We start from the raw sequence: 22,778 nt of genomic DNA, 5'->3' as shown, positions 1-22,778 counted from the left end.
GCTTATTATATGGAAGCGCTTACCTAAGAATAAAGGTGTGGGGTAAATGAATGGAATAATTTTAGCAGCTGGATTTAGTAGAAGAATGGGAAAAAATAAATTATTAATGAATATTGGAGAAAAGGCAATATTAGAAAAAGTTATAGGTGAAATCAAGAAAAGTGATATTTCTAATATAATTTTAGTTGCAAGGGAAGATAATGTTATCGAATTAGGAATTAGAGAAGAAATACAAGTAATAAAAAATGAATTTGCTATTTATGGACAAAGTCAATCAATAAAACTAGGATTATCTAGGGCAGACTTAAATAAAGATTTTATGTTTTTTTGTGGAGACCAGCCCTTTATAGATAGTATGTCTATAAATAAATTAATAACTGAATCTTTAAATTGTGAAGATAAAATAATAGTACCAAGAGTAAAAGATAAGACTGGCAGTCCAGTTATTTTCCCTAAATGTTTGAAACGTGATTTAGAGTTATTAGAGGGAGATATTGGGGGACGAGAAGTAATAAAAAATAATAAAAGTAAAGTGAAATATATAGATATAGAAAATGAGTTATTTTTGCAAGATATTGATAATATAGAGGACTATAAGAAATTCATTTTAGTGTAATAAAAATAAAAAGCAGTTATCAAAATGATATAAATTATTATTTTGATAACTGCTTAAATAATATTAATAAATTTATTATGGAATTTGCTTGTTTTAATAAAATCTTATAAGAAAGTTTTGGCACAAAATATGCTTTATAGATAAATAATTAGATATATATTTAGAGATTACGGTGGAGGGAACCAATATGGATTATAGATTTATATCTGAAGAAGTCATGAAATGTGCAGAAAAATACAAGGAAGATATGAGTGACTTTTTAAGAGAAATAATAGCTATACCTTGTGAAAGTTGTAATGAGGAACGTAAAATAATGAGAATAAAAAAGGAAATGGAAAAGGTTGGCTTCGATAGGATAGAAATAGATCCAATGGGTAATATTTTAGCTTATATTGGAACAGGAAATCATTTAATTGCTATGGATGGACATGTTGATACTGTAGGGGTAGGAGATCCAAGTCTCTGGAATTATAATCCATACGAAGGTGATGAAGATGCAGAGCTAATTTTAGGAAGAGGAGCAAGTGATCAGGGCGGTGGATTAGTAGCCATGGTTTATGCAGGAAAAATAATTAAAGATCTAAACTTAGAAAATGACTATACTTTACTTATAGCATGTACTATTCAAGAAGAAGATTGTGATGGACTTTGCTGGCAATATATAATTAATGAAGATAACATAAGACCAGAATTTGTAGTGATTACAGAGCCTACTTCATGTAATATCAATAGAGGTCATAGAGGAAGAGTTGAAATAAAGGTTAGTACTAATGGAATAAGTTGTCATGGATCAGCTCCAGAAAGAGGAGAAAATGCGATATTTAAGATGGCTCCAATTTTAAATGAATTAAAAAATTTAGGTGGTGAACTTATGGATAATGATTTTCTTGGTAAAGGAACATTAACTGTATCAGAAATATTTTATTCATCACCTTCAAGATGTGCTGTGGCAGATGGATGTAGTATTTCTATAGATAGAAGATTAACAGACGGAGAAACTTATCAATTTGCAATAAATCAAATTAAAGATTTGCCTTCGGTTAAAAAGGCACAAGCACAAGTATCTATGTATAATTATAATAAGGAATCTTATACAGGGCTTTCTTATGAAACACAAGCGTATTTTCCAACTTGGGTTATACAGGAAGAACATGAGGTATGCCAGACACTTATAGAAGCATATAGGAGTTTGTTTAAGGTAGAACCAATCGTGGATAAATGGACATTTTCAACTAATGGTGTTTCTATAATGGGTAGGTATGGCATTCCATGTATAGGTTTTGGACCAGGACATGAAGATCAAGCTCATGCACCGAATGAAAGAACTTGGAAGAGTGAAATAGTAAAGTCAGCAGCTATGTATGCATTAATTCCTACAATATATATGAGTAGAATAAATAGTAAATAAACTAATTAAAAGGGAGCATTAGATATAAAATAAGCTTATAATAAGGTTATTTTATGATTCGAAGCTTCTTTTTTGATGATTATAATAATTGTAAGGCTAAGGAAAAAATGGTAACATAATATTGAGAGAGAATATGATAATCAATAATATATTACAAAAGGTGATAGCATGGAAGAAAAATTTATTGAAGACATAGCTAACAAAATAAGCGATGGAATTGTAATTTTAAATTCTAACGACAAAGTAATTTATGCAAACAATTACGTAAGAAAAGCCTTAAATATTCAAAGTAGTGACTTAGAAAAAATAGAAATATTTAGAAGTAATGGTGCAGAAAATAATAAAATTGGGATAAGAGCCAAAGGGATTGATTACGATGGTATAGGAGAATTATTAGAAATTGATTTAGATTCATATAATTATAAAAATATTATTATATTAAATAAAATTTGTAAAAAGGATAAATGCAATAATATAAATGAAAATAATGTATGGGGAGAAATAAAATTAAAATCTATAATTGGTGAATCAGAGGCAATGAAAAATATTAAAAGAAAAATTGTGAAAATAGCAAATTCAAGCTCATCAGTGCTTATAACAGGAGAAAGTGGGACAGGGAAGGAAGTTATAGCAAGAGCTATACATTCACAAAGCAACAGAAGTAATAAGCCATTTATAGCTATAAATTGTGCAGCTATACCAGAAGCATTACTTGAAAGTGAATTATTTGGTTATGCAAAAGGTGCATTTAGTGGAGCAAGTAATAGTGGTAGAATAGGTAAGTTTGAGCTTGCTAATGGAGGAATAATATTTTTAGATGAAATTGGAGACATGCCTTTAGCATTACAAGTAAAGCTTCTTAGAGTTCTTCAGGAAAGGAAATTTGCAAAGATAGGATCTAACCAAATGATAAATTTAGATATAAGGGTAATAGCTGCAACTAATAAAGATATAAGAAAAATGATTAAAGAAAAAAGGTTTAGAGAAGATCTTTATTATAGAATAAATGTAATACCTATCGAAATTCCTAATCTTTCAGAGAGAAAGGAAGATATAAAAGAGTTAGCCTTAAATTTTATAGATAAATATTGTTCAACTTATAGTTTAGAAAAAATTTATATTAAAGATGATGTTATAGAAAAACTAAAAAATTATCCATGGGAAGGAAATATACGAGAATTACAAAATGCTTTGGAATTCATGATAAATTTAGTAGATGAAGATAATATAATAACTTGTAGTATTCTTCCTGATTATATAATAGATTATTATAACAAAAATAATGCAAATTATTTAGATAAAATTATAGATGGAGATTTAATAACATTAGATGAATTAGAAAAAAAATATATAAATTATGCTTTGGAAAAATGTGGACATGATACTAAAGGAAAATCTATGGCAGCTAAAAAACTTGGAATAGGGTTAGCTACTTTATATAGAAAGAGTTGAAATATTGCAAGTTATAATGTTTATTCTATTTTTGATTTATAGAGAAATACTTTATTTTTTATAATAAGTATAGTATTTGAATAATTAGCTTTTTATTTAGGACATGTAAAATGAATAATCTTTAAGGTGGGTTTCTGTTAATGAAATATAAATGTTTAATTTTAGATCATGATGATACAGTTACTATGAGTACTCCAAATATACATTATCCATCCTTTATTAAGGCGCTTAAATCACTAAGACCAAATGAAAAATTATTAACTTTCGAAGAATTTGTTTATAATTGTTTTAGTCCTGGATTTTCAGAGCTATGTAGAGATGTATTAAAGTTTAGTAAAGAAGAACAAGAATATCAATATAAAGTATGGACTAGCTATACAAAATCAAAGATTCCAGATTTTTATCCTGGCTTTTCAGAATTAATAAAAGAATTTAAAAATTTAGGTGGAATAATTTGTGTTGCTTCTCATTCGGAAAGCAAACAAATTGAAAGAGATTATAAGATTAATTGTGGAATTATTCCAGATAAAATATTTGGCTGGGATCTTGAAGAGGATAAAAGAAAACCAAATCCTTTTTCAATTCAGGAAACTATGAGGATATTTAATTTAAGTAATGAAGATATATTAGTAGTAGATGATTTAAAACCAGGATTAGATATGGCAAAAGCTTGCAATGTAGATTTTGCTAGTGCAGGATGGTCTCATGTAATACCAGAAATAATTGAGTTTATGAAAGAAAATTCAAGTTATTATTTAACGAGTGTTAGCGATTTAAGAGAGTTGGTATTATAAAGAAAGGAGAAATTATATGAACAGCATTATTGAGATAAATTATGCAACTATTATTGCAACCGTTATTAATTTGTTTTTACTGTTTGGGATTATAATATTAGTATATAAATTAATTAAAAATATTAGGTTGAAAAATAAAGAAATAAGAGAAAAGATAGATTTTATGTATAATAAATTAAAAGATTGAATAAATTTAAAAATATAAGTGATAGTTATTAAATATATTAACTATCACTTATATTTTGACCATAATGGAGATAAACCATTAACGAAACATCCCCATAAACCTGATATAAATACAAAGAAAGCTATTGATAGTTTTGGAGTTTTAGTAAGTTTACCTAAGTAAAAATTTATTTGGTTTATAAAAAATAAATATAATAATATTCGTAAAATACTTATAATATAATTTAGAGTATTTTATATTTTAGTTTTTTAGGAAATTTCTTACTGCAATTTATGCAGTTGATATTAGATGATTTATTAAAAAGTATATAAATATTTTTGAATTTAGTATCACAATAAGGGCGAACTTTCAAAATTTTGCCTCAAAATATTAGTCTTATTTATGGCACTATATAGTAAAGAGGTATAAAAATAATTGAGTTCAAGTTACAGAAATTTTAAGATAGTTTCTAAAATATATACTTTAATAGTATAAATTTTAGAGGCTATTTTTTATGTGCAGGAAACTTAAAAGCTATAAAGCTTAGAACATAATATTTGAAAAGTAGATTTATTTTATTCTTAAAATGATAATTACAATTACTAAATTGATAATAAAGCTAAATTTTATTAGTTATAAATTTTGAATATCTAATAAATAGAAACAATATAACTTATTTATAACTTTTAATTAAAGTATTGTTACCATAAGTAATTTTATAAAAATAATTAAAATAAAATTAAATTAAGAGCTTTAATTAATAAAGCTTGGCATGGATAATGCTAAGTATAATTTTGATTATATTATACTGGAGGGATAATAGATGATTTTAATTGGTAATGGTATAGTTATAACCCAGGATATTGATAACCCCATTATAGATAATGGAGCTGTTGCTATAAAAGAAAATTTAATTATTGAAGTTGGAGATTTTGAAAGCTTAAGAGCTAAATATAAGGATTTTGAACTTATTGATGCTAAAGGTAAGGTTATAATGCCAGGATTAATAAATACACATCATCATATATATAGTGCTTTTGCTAGGGGCATGGATGCAAAAGAAAGCCCTGCACAAAATTTTAATGAAATACTAGAAAGACTTTGGTGGAAGTTAGATAAAAAATTGACCCTTGAGGATACAAAATATAGTGCATATACAACATATATTGATTGTATTAAAAATGGAGTTACAACTGTCTTTGATCATCATGCAAGCCCTATGAGTATAGAAAATAGTTTGTTTACTATAGGGGATGTAGCAAAAGATCTTGGAATTAGAACTTCATTATGTTACGAAGTATCAGATAGAGATGGATATAAAATAGTCGAAGAGGGGATTAATGAAAACGTAAACTTTATTAAGTATGCTAGTAATGATTCAAGTGATATGATAAAAGGCCTATTTGGGCTTCATGCGTCTTTTACATTAAGTAATAAAACTTTAGAAAAATGTGCTAAAGAAATTCAAGGCTTAAATTCAGGATTTCATATTCATGCTGCAGAGGGAATATCAGATTTACATGAGTCTTTAAGACATAGTGGAAAAAGAGTCATCGAAAGGCTTTATGATTTCAATATATTAGGCGAAAAAACTTTAGCAGTTCATTGTGTTCATATAAATGATAGAGAAATGGAATTATTAAAATATACTAATACAAATGTAGTTAATAATCCAGAATCAAATATGGGAAATGCAGTTGGATGCTCCCCAGTATTAGAAATGATAAATAAAGGTATAAATATAGGAATGGGAACTGATGGATATACTAGCGATATGTTTGAATCAATGAAGGTTTTCCCTATAATACAACGACATAATAGATGTCATCCAAGTGTAGCTTTTAATGAAACATTTAAGTTGTTATTTGAAAATAATAGAAATATAGCAAATAGATTCTTTAATAAAGATCTTGGAATATTAAAAGAAGGAGCTTATGGAGATGTGATTATAGTTGATTATAATCCTCTAACTCCTATGAATGCAAGTAATATAAATGGTCATATGCTTTTTGGATTTACAGGAAGATCTGTAATAACAACTATTATAAATGGAAAAGTTGTTATGAAAAATAGAGAATTAGTAAATATAGATGAAGAAAAAATATTTGCAGATTCAAGAAAAATAGCTCAAAAGTTATGGGATCAAATGTAAGAGTTCTTAATTATATGTTTAATAAGTTTTTTATGTATATGGGAATAGAAAAGTTTGTATTAACTTTAATAGAAGTGATAGAGTAAGTAAACTTATATCAAAATTTATTAATAATTAAAATTTATAGTGATGGGAATTCATATTAAATTTGTTTTAAGAAAGGTGGAACAATTATGAGCGATGTAATGAAAGTAATGTCTTTTGAAAAAATTCTTGAGATAACTCTTAAAGATTATTATACAAAAGGAAAAATATTTGGAATAGAAGAAAAGGATTTTTATAGAGATATTGATAATAGTATAGAAATGAATTTTTGTGGTGAGTACTTAAGATTTCCAGTAGGGCCTGCAGCTGGTCCCCATACACAATTAACTCAAAATTTTTTAGCAGCTTATCTAACAGGATGTAGATATTTTGAACCTAAGACTGTTCAAATAGTAGATGGAAAAGAAATGCAAGAAATGATAGCAAGACCTTGTATTGATGTTAAAAATGTAGGATACAATGTAGAATGGTCTACAGAATTAACAGTTGAAGAAGCAAAAGATGAGTATATTAAAGCTTCTGTATTATTACAAGTAATGGGAATTGAGCTTGGATTGTCTGATGTAAAAGATTTTATACTTAATATAAGTGTAGGATATGATCTTAAAGGAATTCAATCAAAAAAGATTTCTGATTTTATTGATGATCTTAAAGAATCAAAAGATACTAAGGCTTTTAAAGAATGTATAGAAGTATTAAAGAAAAATATAAATAATTTTAAAAGATTTAAATTAGAAGATATAGATAAGATAAGTTCAAAGATTACAAATATAATTACACTTTCAACAATGCATGGATGTAAAGCAAGTGAGATTTTAGATATAGCAACTCACTTATTATCAAATAAAAAGATAAATACATTATTAAAATGTAATTCTACATTATTAGGATATGATGCTGTAAGAAAAATATTAGATGATTTAGGATACAATGATATCGAGTTAAAAAGAGAAGACTTTGAACACGATTTACAATTTGATATGGCTAAAGAAATAATATCTAAGTTACTACAAATAGGAAAAGATAATAATGTGACATTTGGAGTTAAATTAACTAACACATTGCCAGTAGTTAATAATAGAAATATTATGCCAGGTGAGGCTATGTATATGTCTGGAAAGCCACTATATCCAATAGCAATAAATGTAGCTAAAAATATTGCAAGTGAGTTTAAGGACATAAATATGTCCATATCAGGAGGAATAGATAAAAATAATGCATTAGATGTTTTTAATACTGGAATTGCGCCTATTACAATAGCAACGTTATTTTTGCAACCCAAAGGCTACGCAAATAATATTGGTGTATTAAATGAAATGAAAAAAGCAGGACATGCACCTGAAGGATTAAATATTGAGGCTTTAAATGAATTAGCAGATAAGGCAAAGAATGACACTAATTATAAAAATAAAGGTAATGGTAAAATTTTAGAAGATAAGCTAGAGACATTTGATTGTTTAAAGAGTTGTGGAATTTGTGTTGACATATGTCCAAATAGAGCTAATTTGAGAGTACCTGTTGAAGAGCTTTCAGCTAATTATCAAATAGCACATATTGAAAATATGTGTAATGAATGTGGTAACTGCCATATGTTCTGTCCAAAAGGAGGCTTCCCATATCTTAAGAAACCAACTATTTATAAGAATTTAGAAGAATATAATAATTCAAAGAATACTGGATTATTAAGAATTGGAGAAGATAAATTCTTATTAAGAGAAGATGGAAAAGAATATATATATACAGTTAATTCAAAAGAAAACAAGAGTAAATTAGAAATTACTGCTGAAACGATTTTAAAAGATTATCCTTATTATATTGATGAAATAGATGCTTTAAAAGAAGAAGAATTAAAAAATTACGTATAATAAGTTATCAAAAAGATTTTTTATTTATAAAACATTAAAATTATTATTTTGATAATTGGGAGGAGCAAATTAAATGTATAGTTTTAAGCTCAATGGTAAAAGTGTATCAGTAAATGAAGATATGGGTTTACTTGATTATTTAAGAGATATAGCACAATTGACATCCGTAAAAAATGGTTGTGCAGAAGGTGCTTGTGGTGCTTGTATGGTATTAATTGATGGTATAGCACAAAGAGCATGTATTCAAAAGTTAAGTAGATTAGAAAATAAAGATGTAATCACAGTTGAAGGAATTAGTGAAAGAGAAAGAGATGTTTTTGCTTATGCCTTTGGTAAATGTGGAGCAGTACAATGTGGATTTTGTATTCCAGGAATGGTTATAAGTGCAAAAGGACTGCTTGATACAAATTTAAATCCTACTGAAGATGAAATAAAAATTGCTCTTAAAGGGAATATTTGTAGATGTACTGGATATGTAAAAATTATAAAAGCAATTAATTTAGTTGCAGAACTTTTAAGAAATAATGAAGAAGTACCTAAAGTATATTGTAAAGGATTAGTGGGAGAAAATTTACCTAGAATTGATGCTGAAGTTAAGACTTTAGGAATTGGTAAATATGCAGATGATTTATACTTTGATGAAATGCTTTATGGATCTGCATTAAGATCAAAATATCCAAGAGCCTTAGTTAAAAATATAGATACATCAAAGGCAAAAGCACTGGATGGTGTTTATGCTGTTTTAACTGCAAAAGATATACCAGGGGATAGATTTATAGGTCATTTAGTTCAAGATTGGCCAGCTATGATAGATATAGGAGAAGAAACTAGATATTTAGGAGATGCTGTTGCTTTAGTAGCAGCAAAAGATAAGAAGATATTAAAAGAAGCATTAAACCTTATAGAAGTTGATTACGAAGAACTTTCACCTGTAATAAATCCAGAAATGGGAATGAAAGATGATGCTCCTAAAGTTCATGAAAGTGGAAATATATTAAGTAGACAATATTTAAAAAGAGGAGATGCAGATGAAGCAATAAAAAATTCAAAATATGTTGTAACAGAAAAGTATAGCACTCCACCAACTGAACATGCTTTTTTAGAACCAGAATGTGCAGTTGCTAATTATGAAGATGGAATTCTAACAGTATATACAGGTGGACAAGGGGTTTATGATGAGCTTCGTGAAATAGGAAAGCTTTTAAACTTAGATCCAAGCCAATTAAGAATTAAAAGCATGCTTGTAGGAGGAGGATTTGGTGGTAAGGAAGATATGAGTGTACAACATCATGCAGCACTTTTAACTTATTATACAAAGAAACCAGTGAAAGTTGCTTTAAGTAGAAAAGAAAGTATAATAATACATCCAAAGAGACATGCTATGGAAATGGAATTTACTACAGCTTGTGATGAAAATGGAATTTTAACAGGAATGAAAGCAAGAATAATTTCTGACACAGGAGCTTATGCATCATTAGGTGGACCGGTATTACAAAGAGCTTGTACTCATGCAGCTGGGCCATATAACTATCAAAATGTAGAAATAGAAGGTATTGCAGTATATACAAATAATCCTCCAGCAGGAGCATTTAGGGGATTTGGAGTTACTCAATCAGCATTTGCAAATGAATGTAATATAAATAAGCTTGCAGAGCTTGTAGGAATTTCACCATGGGAGTTTAGATATAAAAATGCAATTAGGCCAGGTCAAGTATTGCCAAATGGACAAATTGCTGATGAAGGAACAGCATTAGTAGAAACTTTAGAAGCTGTAAAAGATGCTTTTGAAAATAATAAAAATGTAGGTATATCCTGTGCATTTAAAAATGCTGGATTAGGTGTAGGTATTCCTGATACAGGTAGATGTAGAATAGTAATTAAAGATGGAAAGGCTGTCATAAGAACATCAGCAGCTTGCATTGGACAAGGCGTTGGTACAATAGCAACACAAATTCTTTGTGAAACTACAGGAATAAAACCAAATCAAGTTTTAGTAGATAATCCAGATACTTTTACTACACCAAACTCAGGAACAACAACAGCTTCAAGACAAACTGTATTTACAGGAGAAGCAACAAGAGCAGCTTCTTTAAAGCTAAAGGCAGCTTTAGAGAATAAGTCTTTAGAGGAACTAGAGGGTGAAGAATTTTATGGTGAGTATGTTTCAGATACAGATCCAATGGGAAGTACAAAGCCAAATCCGGTAAGTCATGTTGCTTATGGTTATGCAACTCAAGTAGTAGTTTTAGATGATAATGGTAAGGTACTAAAAGTAGTTGCAGCTCACGATATTGGAAGAGCTGTAAATCCTATAGCTGTAGAAGGACAAATTGAAGGTGGAGTAGTTATGGGGCTTGGATATGCATTAACAGAAGATTATCCATTAAAAGATGGAGTTCCATTAGCTAAATTTGGAACATTAGGATTATTTAGATCAACAGGAGTTCCAGAAATAGAAACTATCTTAATTGAAAAAAATAAATCTAGCTTAGCATATGGAGCAAAAGGAGTTGGAGAAATTGTTGTTGTTCCAGCTGCACCAGCAATGCAAGGAGCATACTATAAATTAGATGGTGAATTTAGAACTAAATTGCCATTAGAAAATACTTATTATAGAAAATTAAAAAAATAAAAAAATATGGAAATTATAAAGTCATCTTTTTAAGTAGTAAAAGATAAAATTAAACTATCCTTTACTTAAAAAGATGATTTTTTTTATAGAAAATAAAAAAGGTTACATAATTGAAAGCATTTCGTAATATACATAAATACTACAAAGGAAAAATAAATAATATAATAAATTTATAAATTGAGATTAGGAGATGGTTTTTTTATGAGAAAGATTAAAGATGTTTTAACTGTTGTTGCTTTAGTAGTATTTGCTGGTTATGATGAAAAAAAATTTGATTTATAAAGTATTCACAAATTAACATATTAAATATTAATTCAAATTTTGAATATAATATTTTAATATAATTTTACTTAAAATTTCCAGTATTAAATAAAAATATTTTGTATTTACCTTATTATTGATATATACTAATAAAGATTAAGTAAATAAATTTTTATGTATAGTATAAATTGATTTTGTAGGGAGAATTTATATGTTTGTTAAATCAGAAGGCAAGGTAAAAGTATGGATGAAAGTAGTTTTTATACTTACTATATTGACAATAATACTTATTCAGTTCAGAAAGCTATTTTCAGATTTTGATACACATACATTTTACATATATAAAGACAAGCTTTCTTTTATAAGCTTAAGTATTATTATAATTTTAGGGTTATTATCATATTTACCATTATCGTTATATGATTTTATAATCAAGGATACCTGTAATATTTCTTTAGATAACAAGAGTCTTTATAAATCTTCTTGGATTGCGAGCTCTATTTCAAGTATAGTTGGTTTTGGTGGCACAGCTGCAATAGCACTTAAAAGTCATTTTTATTCACCTTATATTAAGGACAAGACAAAATTAGTAAAAGAAGTTTCAAAAGTAGTATTATTAAATTTTACTGGATTTTCTGCAATTTGCTTCATTTATTCAATTTTAAACATAGCAAGTTTAAAGAAAATTGAATTTGTAAAAATAGGCATATTATTAGCTGCACTTTATGCACCAATCCTTTTTATCTATAACTTATATAGATGTAGAACTAAAGAAATGCGAAAAAATGCTATAAAGACTATAAAAATAATGATAATCTCAATTTTAGAATGGATAGCAATGGCACTATTATTGTTTAGCATTTTAAAACTATTAGGAAATGCATTACCTTTATCAAAAATATTCCCAATTTACGTAGTATCTTCAGCTGTAGGAATTGTGAGTATGATGCCAGGAGGAATTGGTGGATTTGATTTATCATTTATATTAGGGGTGAATGCTCTTGGTATAAATAAAGAAGAAGCCCTACTAGCTTTATTGTTGTATCGCATAAGTTATTATATCATTCCGTTAACTGTAGGAATATTTTTATTAATTTATGAAACTAAAAATAAAATAAATAAAGATTACAGAGATATTTTAAAGCTATCTATAAGAAAAATAATCAATAAAACAAAGTTTGCAAGACAAAATAAAATTGATAGTAATGAAGTTTAAGATTAGTTAAGATATAAATATTAAACAATCCTTTAATATATAGAGGGTTGTTTTTTTATTATAATCTTACGAAAATGAAAGGTTAATGAAAGTTAGATAAATACGTAATTAATAAATATTAGGTTAAAATATGATTGTAATGAAATTAGTAGTTTTTTAAACATTAATATAATTAATTAGATGGAGGATAACATGAAGAATATTTTAAGTGTAGAGAAAATCGAAAAGTATTATGGAAACAAAGATAATGTAACTAAAGCAATTGATAATATAAGCTTTAAAGTTGATAAAGGAGAATTTGTTGGAATAATGGGGCCATCTGGTAGTGGGAAAACAACTCTACTTAATTGTATTTCAACAATAGATACTGTGACTACAGGAAAGATAATAATAAACGATAAGGATATCACAAAGCTTAAATCAAAACAATTAGAAAAATTTAGAAGGGATGAGCTAGGGTTTATATTTCAAGACTTTAATCTTTTAGATACTTTAACTGCTTATGAAAATATAGCATTAGCACTAACTATCCAAGGAAGAAGTCATAATAAAATTGATGGACTTATAAAAGATATATCAAGTAATCTTGGAATAACAGAAGTATTAAGTAAATATCCGTATCAAATGTCAGGTGGACAAAAACAAAGAGTTGCTTCAGCAAGGGCAATTGTTGCTAACCCATCATTGATATTAGCAGATGAGCCAACAGGAGCATTAGATTCTAAATCATCAAGGTTACTTTTAGATTCATTTGAAACTCTTAATAAAGAATTAAAAGCAACTATATTAATGGTTACTCATGATGCATTTACAGCAAGTTATGCACATAGAATTTTATTCATTAAAGATGGAAAGATATTCAATGAACTTGTAAGAGGAGGAGATTCCAGAAAGGAATTTTTCAATAGAATTATTGAAGTGGTTACTCTTTTAGGAGGTGATGCAGGAAATGTATTCTAAAATAGCATTTAACAACGTAAAAAAGAGTATAAAAGATTATGCAATATATTTCTTGACATTAACATTTGCAGTTTGTATATTTTACAGTTTTAATTCAATAGAATCCCAAAAAGCTATATTTGAAATGAATAGTAGTCAGTCAAATACGATAAGTGGTTTAAGCAAAATTATAGGAATGGTTTCAATATTTGTATCAGTTATTCTTGGAAGTTTAATAATATATGCTAATAACTTTTTAATTAAAAAACGTAAAAAAGAGCTTGGAATTTATATGACACTAGGGATGGGAAAAAGTAAGATTTCTAAAATATTACTTTGTGAAACTTTAATTATTGGGATAATGTCATTATTAGCAGGACTTGTATTAGGAATGATTTTTTCACAAGGATTATCAGTATTTACAGCTAAACTATTTGATGTTGGGATGAGAGAATATAAATTTATAATCTCATTTGAAGCAATGATTAAAAGTACTATTTACTTTGGAATAATGTTTTTATTAGTTATGATTTTTAATACTGTTGTTGTATCAAAATACAAGTTAATAGATATGTTGACAGCCTCAAGAAAAAGCGAAAATGTAAAATTTAAAAACCCAATTGTAAATATTATAATATTTATTTTATCAATAATAATATTATTTGCTGCATATTACTTAGTTATAAAAGCTGGATTAAAGCCTGAAGATAGTAGGTTTGTTATGTCTTTAGTATTGGGAATTGTAGGAACATTATTATTCTTTATAAGTTTAGGTGGATTTAGCATATATCTAATTCAAAATAATAAAAAAGCTTATTTTAAAGAACTTAATATATTTGTTTTAAGACAAATAAGTAGCAAGGTTAATACTAACTTTGTATCTATGACGATAATTTCATTAATGTTATTTTTAACAATAACAACACTTTCAACTGGGCTTAGTTTTAAAAATGCTTTAGAAAGTAGTTTAAAAGATACGACGCCATTTTCAGCTTCAGCCCTTATGTTTCTAGATGAGAGATCTAATTCAAAGGATATAAAAGAAAATTTAGACAAATTGAATTTTAAATTTAATGATGATGAAAAATATATAATATATACCGAATATATCTCAAATGAGAAACTAAAGGATATTCTTAAAGATTATATAAAAAGTCCCGAAGATATAAAGGGATTTGGAGATAATCAAATAGAATTTATAAAAATATCTGATTATAATAAAATTAAGTCTCTTAAAGGTGAAAAGGATTTGTATTTGAATCAAGATGAAGTCTTAATTGCGTCAAGTTTTGAAAATAAAATTAAGGAAATAAGTAAATTTGCTAAAAATGAAGAAACTATAATTTTAAGCGGCGAGGAATATAAAATAGCAAATTCAGATTTAATTACAGAGTCATTTTATACAGATTCAATTTCGGAAAATGTATTTACTATAATAGTTCCAGATAATTTTAAGGGAGAGTTAATTCCTTCAAGATCAATTTTAAATGTTAACTATTCTGAAGGTAAGTATGAAGAAAAATATGAAGACTTATTTACAGATTTTAGAAGTGGAAGTTATACAAGAAATGATTATACAGATTTTGTATTAGGTTATACTAGAAATCAAATATATACGGAGAATAAAAGTATGACAACTGTCATTTTATTTATAGCAATATACTTAGGAATAGTATTTTTAATTTCTAGTGCTGCAATATTATCATTACAACAACTATCTGAAGCTGCTGATAGTAAAGAAAGATATAGCTCACTTAAAAGAATTGGAGCATCTAAAAGGATGATAAATAAAACTATATTTAAACAAACAATAATATATTTTATGATTCCACTTATTTTAGCGATTGTTCACTCAATAGTAGGAATTAGTGTTATAAATGATTTTATAGTATTATTTAATAAGCCAAGCATAGGATTATCATCTTTTGTTACTTTATTTACTTTAGTAGCAATTTATGCAGGATATTTTTATGCAACATATACTGGATACAAAAACGTAGTTAAATAAAAAAAGGCACAGTCTCTAGAAATCTATTTAATATAGAATTTATTCAAATTCAATCAAGTTTTATTGCCTTAAAAAAGTTAATTTATTATTTTTATAAAGGGGCTCGCGAAACGCGAGCCCCTTTTAAACCATTGATTTTACTTACTTAAAGACGGTTTTAAAACATAAATAGAAATTTTTATCTATTATTTATATATGCACAAAAAGGAAAGTTCAAATTAAAACGTTCCTTTTTATCAGATAATATCAAAATTCATTTTGATACAGCCCTATTTTTTTGAAAATATATAGGTTCTATAGTAAAATGATATGACTGTGTGGACTGTGTGATAAATAGTAGGATTTGGTATATAATAAACATATGATTTCAATTATGCCATTACTTAAATAATTATACTAAATATCAATAGCTATCAGTATTAATTATTTATGAGATTGATTTAAGAATATATAAAATAAAAACTTAGTATAGAGGTGAAATAATGTATAAGATTGTTATAATTGAAGATTCAGAATCTATAAGAGAAGAGCTTAAGACATATTTAGAAAGATATGGATATGAAGTTGAAACTCCAGATTCTTTTGAAAATATAATTGAATATATTGATAAAAGTAATGCAAGTTTAATTTTACTTGATATTAATCTTCCTCTTTATGATGGATATTATATTTGTAGGGAAGTTAGAAAAAAATCAGATGTTCCTATAATAGTTGTTACAAGTAGAGATAGCCAAGTTGATGAGCTTATGAGTATGAATTTAGGTGCTGATGATTTCATAACAAAACCTTACAATACTGAAATACTAATTGCTAGAGTATCAGCAATATTAAAAAGAAGTTATGGAAAAAGTAGCAATGATGAAATAATTAGTTATGGGGATTTGAAGTTAAATCTTGCAAATGGGAGTATATCATATAAGTCAAATACTATAGAACTGACTAAAAATGAATTGAAGATTTTAGCATATTTAATAAAGAATAAAGGTAAAATTGTCTCTAGAGATGCATTAATGGATGCATTATGGCAATCCGATTTGTTTTTAGATGATAATACTCTTTCGGTAAATGTAACTAGATTAAGAAAAAAGATTGAAGAAATAGGATTAAATAATATTATAGAAACAAGAAGAGGATTAGGATATATAATGCCATGAATATATTAGACTATATAAAGGACAGAAGAGCTATAATAATAATAAATATTTTTCTTTTTATACTTGTATCTATAATTTTGTTTGTAGCACGTGTTAATAACTGGTTTATAGTATTAATATTTTTAACTTGGATATTTCCTTTATTTATAAATATTTTTTTAGAATATTTTAAACAAAATAGCTTCTATAAAAATATGATTTCTGTATTGGAAAACTTAGATAAGAAATACTTACTTCCTGAAATAATCGAAGAACCTGAATTTTTAGAAGGAAAAATAGTCTATGATGTCTTAAAGGAAACAAATAAAAATATGAACGAAAATGTTAAATATTACAAAGAAAAACAAGCAGAGTATAGAGAGTATATTGAAACCTGGGTTCATGAAATAAAAACTCCAATTGCTTCAACTAAATTAATTTTAGAAAATAGTGAAAGTGAAATTGCAGAAAAAATATCATATGAAATAAAAAAAGTAGAGGGGTTTATAGAACAAGTATTATATTATTCGAAAAGCGATGATGTGAGCAGGGATTATATTATAAAAGAGTTTAATTTATCAGAAGCTGTTAAAATAGCAATAAGAAATAATTCAAGAGATTTTATAAATAAAAAAATAATATTAGATCTTAAAGAAATAGATATAATGATATTTAGTGATATAAAATGGATAAGCTTTATTATTAATCAGATTATAGGAAATTCAATTAAGTATTCACAAAAGGGAAGAGGAAAAATAACCATATATACTAAGTCTAATAAAAACAGTAATTCATTAATAATAGAAGATAATGGAGTAGGTATAAATCAAAGAGATATAGATAAAGTCTTCGAAAAAGGATTTACAGGAGAAAATGGTAGAATATATGGAAAGTCAACAGGGATAGGATTATATTTATGTAGTAGTCTATGTAAAAAATTAGGTTTAGGAATTAAATTAGAATCAAAGGAAAACGTTGGTACAAAGGTAGAAATAATTTTCCCGTTGGGAAAATTTACATTATTTCAATAGAACATATAAAAATATAAAAATATAAAGTAGAACTATTATATAATCATAATATATTTTATAAATGAATTTTATATTATAAATATATTAACTACAAATTCAATAAATTTTAAAGAAGAATAAATAAGGTATAAGGATAATTAATCCTAGCAAGAAAAACTTGCTAGGATTAATATGTTTTTATTATTTATTTTTCTTAAATAAAGTGACGCCAGCTATGGTAAGCATTGATGCAAAACTCAATAATATTGATGAATTTCTTCCTCCTGTAGTTGGAAGTTTACTGCCTTGATTATTATTATTATTATTATTATTATTATTATTATTGTTGTTATGATTATTATTATTATTGTTGTTATGATTATTATTATTATTGTTGTTATGATTATTATTATTGTTGTTATTATTGTTGTTTTCAGGATTTGTATTAGAATTTTCTTTTAATTCTTTAATTCTAGCTTCAGCTTTTACCAGTTTATCTAAGTTTGTTATTGCTGAATCATTATTTGCAATAGTAACTAATTTTCTTGCATCTTTAATAGAGTCTTCATCTGATAAAGTTATATTTTCTAAAATTGGAAGCTTGTCTATTGCTGAAATAGCTGCAGTTTCTTTTGCTATTTGTTCCTCTTTAACTTTTTCTGACTTAAGTTCAGATATTTTGCCTTCAGCAGCAATTAATATATCTAAATTAGTAACATAGGAATCATTATTTAAAGCTGTAACTAGAGTTCTTGCAGAAGTAACAAGGGATTCATGCTCTAATGTTAATATATCTAATGATGGAATTTTGTTAATTGCCTCTATAATAGGTAAAGCAGCATTTTCATTATCTAAAACAACTTTATTAAATATTTTGGCTTCATTTTCAGTTGAGGCATTATCTATTATGGTAACAGCATAAGTATATGTTTTATTAGCTTCAATAGATGTATCAATAAATTCTTTTCCGGATTCTATACCTTTTCTAACAATTAAATTTTGTGGATTAGTGATATCAATTGTATCTAGGTTTCCTTCTTGTTTATAAATGCAATAGAATTTACTATCAGCATTAGTATCATCCCAACTTAATTTAATAGTATTATCTTTTATTTCATATTTGATATTAGTAACAGGGGTAGTTTCTAATTTGTCAAGCCAAGGTTTTCCTGGAACATTTGCTGGTAAGTTTAAGTAGCTCTTTTCTAAAATATCATTAGAATGATTTAATATATCAAATTTATCTCCAGGAGTAGTAACTGATTTAGGCAACAATTTATCAAAGGAGAAGAATGCACTTCCTTTAACGTTTTCAAATTTTTGATTGAATCTTAATTGGTTAGCTATTTCATATGGGTTTTTAAAGTTATTATCCCAAGATGCATCGATATATTTATAATTAGGATGTCCAATATAAAGATGAGAGTTACTTACTCCTTCAAATTGAGAATCCCACCATTGTAGTAATTCTCCATATGGAGCAGCAGCGGTGTTAAAAGCCCAATAAATTTGAGGAGTTAAATAATCAACCAAACCTTCTTTAACCCATTTTCTCGTATTAGCAAATTGGTCTCTAAGACTTGATGTTGATCCAGTAGGTGTATTAGAGCCTTCAGGATAGTTCTCAGCATGTCCCCATATTCCAAATGGTGAAACACCGAATTGTATTGATCTATTATTAATTATATTGATGTTTGTTATTTTATCTTTTATTGATTTAATAAGAAGGTTAATATTATTTTCTCTCCATTTAGCAGCATTTTCAATAGTGTATTCACCAAACCCTCTATTATAATTTAAAAATGTTTGTTTATCTAAATCTTGAGCATAGAAGTATATATCTTTACCATTTTCACTATATTTATATGGATAAAAATAATCATCGAAATGAATTGCATCTACGTTATATTTACTAGCAACTTCTTCTACTCTTTGAACTACATAATCAATAACTTCTGGTTTACCAGGATCTAAAAATAATTTGTTTTGAAATTCGTAAACTAAATGAGGATTTTTTCTTGCAAAATTACTTTCTGAAAGCTCATTCAATTTCTCTGTTATAGACCTTTTATCAACAGTGTTAGTAACTCTATATGGATTAAACCATGCGTGGAATTCCATACCTCTTTTATGAGTTTCACTAATTAGCCATTTTAATGGATCAAAACCATTGAAACCAGGGTCTTTGCCTTGAAATGTATAGCTAGTACCACCTTTATGAAGATATTGAGACCAAGGTGCTATATCTGATGGATACCAAGCGTCAAGCATAGGACTAACTTGAAAAGTAACTGCATTTAAGTTTAGCTCTTCAAATCTATCAAGAATCGAAGAAAGTTCATTTTTGAATTCTTCTTCAGCTGAAAGGTTTGGATCACTAGTGACATCAGAAATATCAATATTTACAACGGTTGATAGCCAAGCTGTTCTAAATTGTTCTTTTGGACTAACAAACGTATCAGGAATAGTTACCTTAGGACCATTTTTATAAAGGTACACAGGTGTGTTTTCATCATAAGTTGCATCCATTGTAGTAAAATCATAGGATTTGAAGTTGAATAATGGTGATTCATTTACTGATGCAAATGAATTTTGCCAAGTTATCGCTTGGCTAGAGATACTAGCAAGTAAAAATAATGTCAAAGCTTTTTTCTTATTCATAATACCCCTCCTAAATGAATTTTAATAATTTTAATATTAATATAGAATTAAATTAAAAATCAGATTAAATGGAAACATTTACAAGATAGTATAATTGTAACCCAAGAGATAAAATGTTTCAAGATATATTTTAAAAAGAGAAATATATTTTCAAAAACATACTATTAATTTGAAAAATAATCCTAAACTTCAATAAATATAAATAAATTAATTAAATTTCATCTAAATATTAAATAAAATTAAATAAAATATTGTTAAATTTTAGTGCAAAAGCTATAATATAGTATATTAGGATGTATTTAAGTTGATATGTAGCTATAAGGGGATAAAATGAAAACATTAAGAAAAGAAATTAATGAGATACAAGATATTGGAGAAACAAAAGAAAATAGAGATACTATAAATAAGGCTTATTTAAGTGCAATGAGTGCTTTAGAAAAAGTAGATGATGGTTCAAAAAGTATTGATAAAGTGCAATCATATCATTTAAAAGCTTTAATTAATATGAATAAAATTTTGTTAGATGATGCAATAGAAAATCTTGAAAAAGAGTTTTTGATAAAAAATGTTGAAAAGATATCTTCAGGGAAAATATATGCAGAGCTAACAAAAATGTTTTTAGTTCAAAATAATATGAATGGATATAAAATTCATTTAATGTTGGCGGAAAAAGCATTGTCATCAGAAAAAAAATATGAAGAATTAGTAAGTTTATATATCAATGTAGCAACAAGATTTATCAGAAATGAAAAAAAGGGTGAAGGAATAAATATATTAAAAAAAGCTATTGATTTATTAGACAATAATGATGAATATTGGGTAGCTGAAGAATATCTTAATGTTGGATCAGTTTTTTCTATAGAGCTAAATAATAATGAACTAGCAATAGATTTATATAATAGAGGATACAAATTAGCCAAAAAATATAATTTGAAAAAGATTCAATTTTTATTGATGTATTATATAGCAGTTGGATATACATATATAGGTAGAAGAAGAGATGCAATAGAGCTATATAATAAAATTATAAATAACAAAGAAAATAACTTATCTTTATTAATTATTACAACAATTTATATGGAGCTATCAACATTATATATAGACTTAAATTTAAATATGGACAAGGTAGAGTCATTAATAAGTTTAATTGAAGAAAATATAAAGAAAATACCAATTAAAACTAAAAAACAATTTGAAGCAAATTTAATACTTCTTAAGTGTAGATATTTTATTAAAATGAAGGAAAAGGGAAAGTATATACTGCAAGAATTAGATAAAGCAAAGTCTATTTATGAAAAATATAGTGATACTTTTAGATTTAGTAATTTTGATTTATATATAGAAATGTTATATGGTGATATATACTATAATTTAAATGAGTACAAAACAGCATTAATTCATTATAATAACTTAACGAAACTATCACAAAAGTATGGTTATAGATTTATAGAAAAAACATATGAAAGGTTATCAAAAACATACGAAAAGCTTGGTGATTTTAGATGTGCTATGGAATATATGGAGAAAGCTAATTCAATAATGCTTTCATATGATAATAATAAATATAGAGAAAAGTATTTAGAGCTGTATAGAAATCTTGAAATGTTACAAGAATCAGAAAAGGCTAAAAGTGAATTCTTTGCAAATATTTCTCATGAATTTAAGACTCCAATTAATATAATATATTCGTCAATGCAACTTTTAAATTTATATAAAGATAAAGATGAAAAAGAATTTATGATGTATTATTTAAAATATAAAAATAATATTAGACAAAATTGCTTAAGGAGTTTTAAACTTATAGACAATATTATAGATGTAACAAAAATAAAAAAAGGAATTTATGAAGCTAATTTTAAAAATATAAATATAGTTGATTTAGTAGAGAAAATTACGAATTCAGTAGCACCATATGTAGAAATAAAAAAAATAATAATATTATTTGATACAGATATAGAAGAACTAATAATAAAATGTGATGCTTATATGCTAGAAAGAATTATATTGAATTTATTATCAAATGCTATAAAATTTACTCCAGCAAATGGTAAGATTATGGTTAATATTTATAATAAAACAGATAATGTAGAAATACGTGTAAGAGATACAGGAATTGGAATACCTAAGGAAATGAAAGAGAAAATCTTTGAAAAATTTATTCAAGTAGATAAGTCATTAAATAGAAGTACCGAAGGAAGTGGGATAGGTTTATCTTTAGTAAAATCCTTATTAGATTTAATGAATGGGAATATATATTTAAATACAGAATATAAAGATGGAAGCGAATTTGTGGTAAGTTTACCTAAATATAGGTTAATAGAGGAAAATAATAAATATAAAGAAGAATATAAACTAAATGTTGAAAAGATATCAGTAGAATTATCTGATATTTATGATTTATATAATTAATAGGGGTTATA

15 protein-coding genes are annotated in these 22,778 nt (G+C 26.3%); 14 read left to right on the top strand and 1 reads right to left on the bottom strand.

Going from position 1 to position 22,778, the window contains the following annotated elements:
* The first annotated feature begins 46 nt into the window (after nt 1-46).
* The 13 genes from I2E83_RS00950 to I2E83_RS00890 all read left to right on the top strand — a co-directional run bounded on the left by I2E83_RS00950 (nt 47) and on the right by I2E83_RS00890 (nt 17,718).
* Entirely contained in the window at nt 47-616 is a 570-nt protein-coding gene (locus tag I2E83_RS00950; protein ID WP_195263566.1) for an NTP transferase domain-containing protein, read from the top strand.
* Nucleotides 617-803: 187 nt separating this feature from the next.
* Nucleotides 804-2,024: a YgeY family selenium metabolism-linked hydrolase gene (locus I2E83_RS00945; RefSeq protein ID WP_195428252.1), complete on the top strand. Its 1,221-nt coding sequence runs from the start codon at nt 804-806 to the stop codon at nt 2,022-2,024.
* Nucleotides 2,025-2,192: 168 nt separating this feature from the next.
* A complete protein-coding gene (locus I2E83_RS00940; RefSeq protein WP_195428251.1) occupies nt 2,193-3,476 on the top strand; it encodes a sigma-54 dependent transcriptional regulator in 1,284 nt (427 codons plus the stop codon).
* Nucleotides 3,477-3,616: 140 nt separating this feature from the next.
* Nucleotides 3,617-4,270 carry an HAD hydrolase-like protein gene (locus I2E83_RS00935; protein WP_195428250.1) on the top strand — a complete coding sequence of 218 codons (654 nt, stop codon included), beginning with the start codon at nt 3,617-3,619 and terminating at the stop codon, nt 4,268-4,270.
* A gap of 16 nt (nt 4,271-4,286) precedes the next feature.
* Entirely contained in the window at nt 4,287-4,457 is a 171-nt protein-coding gene (locus tag I2E83_RS00930; protein WP_195263704.1) for a hypothetical protein, read from the top strand.
* Nucleotides 4,458-5,259: 802 nt separating this feature from the next.
* Complete coding sequence (gene ssnA / locus I2E83_RS00925) at nt 5,260-6,588, top strand: putative aminohydrolase SsnA (RefSeq protein WP_195428249.1); 1,329 nt, start codon at nt 5,260-5,262, stop codon at nt 6,586-6,588.
* Nucleotides 6,589-6,761: 173 nt separating this feature from the next.
* Entirely contained in the window at nt 6,762-8,498 is a 1,737-nt protein-coding gene (locus I2E83_RS00920; RefSeq protein WP_195263560.1) for a hypothetical protein, read from the top strand.
* Nucleotides 8,499-8,571: 73 nt separating this feature from the next.
* Nucleotides 8,572-11,130, top strand: coding sequence for a selenium-dependent xanthine dehydrogenase (xdh, locus tag I2E83_RS00915; RefSeq protein WP_195428248.1), 2,559 nt, complete (start codon nt 8,572-8,574; stop codon nt 11,128-11,130).
* Nucleotides 11,131-11,602: 472 nt separating this feature from the next.
* On the top strand, nt 11,603-12,607 hold the full coding sequence (locus tag I2E83_RS00910) for a lysylphosphatidylglycerol synthase domain-containing protein (protein ID WP_195428247.1): 1,005 nt from the start codon (nt 11,603-11,605) through the stop codon (nt 12,605-12,607).
* A gap of 192 nt (nt 12,608-12,799) precedes the next feature.
* Nucleotides 12,800-13,567 (top strand): ABC transporter ATP-binding protein, encoded by a 768-nt coding sequence (locus I2E83_RS00905; RefSeq protein WP_195263557.1) that lies wholly within the window; start codon nt 12,800-12,802, stop codon nt 13,565-13,567.
* A complete protein-coding gene (locus I2E83_RS00900; protein WP_195428246.1) occupies nt 13,557-15,554 on the top strand; it encodes an FtsX-like permease family protein in 1,998 nt (665 codons plus the stop codon). Before I2E83_RS00905 ends, I2E83_RS00900 begins: the two co-directional genes overlap by 11 nt.
* A 482-nt stretch (nt 15,555-16,036) precedes the next feature.
* Complete coding sequence (locus tag I2E83_RS00895) at nt 16,037-16,708, top strand: response regulator transcription factor (protein WP_195263016.1); 672 nt, start codon at nt 16,037-16,039, stop codon at nt 16,706-16,708.
* On the top strand, nt 16,705-17,718 hold the full coding sequence (locus I2E83_RS00890) for a sensor histidine kinase (RefSeq protein WP_195263017.1): 1,014 nt from the start codon (nt 16,705-16,707) through the stop codon (nt 17,716-17,718). Before I2E83_RS00895 ends, I2E83_RS00890 begins: the two co-directional genes overlap by 4 nt.
* 180 nt (nt 17,719-17,898) lie before the next feature.
* Here the strand turns inward: I2E83_RS00890 and I2E83_RS00885 are convergent, their stop codons facing one another.
* Complete coding sequence (locus tag I2E83_RS00885) at nt 17,899-20,358, bottom strand: family 10 glycosylhydrolase (RefSeq protein ID WP_195428331.1); 2,460 nt, start codon at nt 20,356-20,358, stop codon at nt 17,899-17,901.
* 330 nt (nt 20,359-20,688) lie between these two features.
* Between I2E83_RS00885 and I2E83_RS00880 the strand changes: the two genes are divergently transcribed.
* Nucleotides 20,689-22,767 (top strand): HAMP domain-containing sensor histidine kinase, encoded by a 2,079-nt coding sequence (locus I2E83_RS00880; RefSeq protein ID WP_195428245.1) that lies wholly within the window; start codon nt 20,689-20,691, stop codon nt 22,765-22,767.
* The last annotated feature ends 11 nt before the right edge of the window (nt 22,768-22,778 follow it).

It is taken from the genome of Clostridium sp. D46t1_190503_E9, assembly GCF_015555225.1.
GTDB lineage: Bacteria > Bacillota > Clostridia > Clostridiales > Clostridiaceae > Clostridium.
This window is presented reverse-complemented; position numbering and strand designations above follow the sequence as displayed.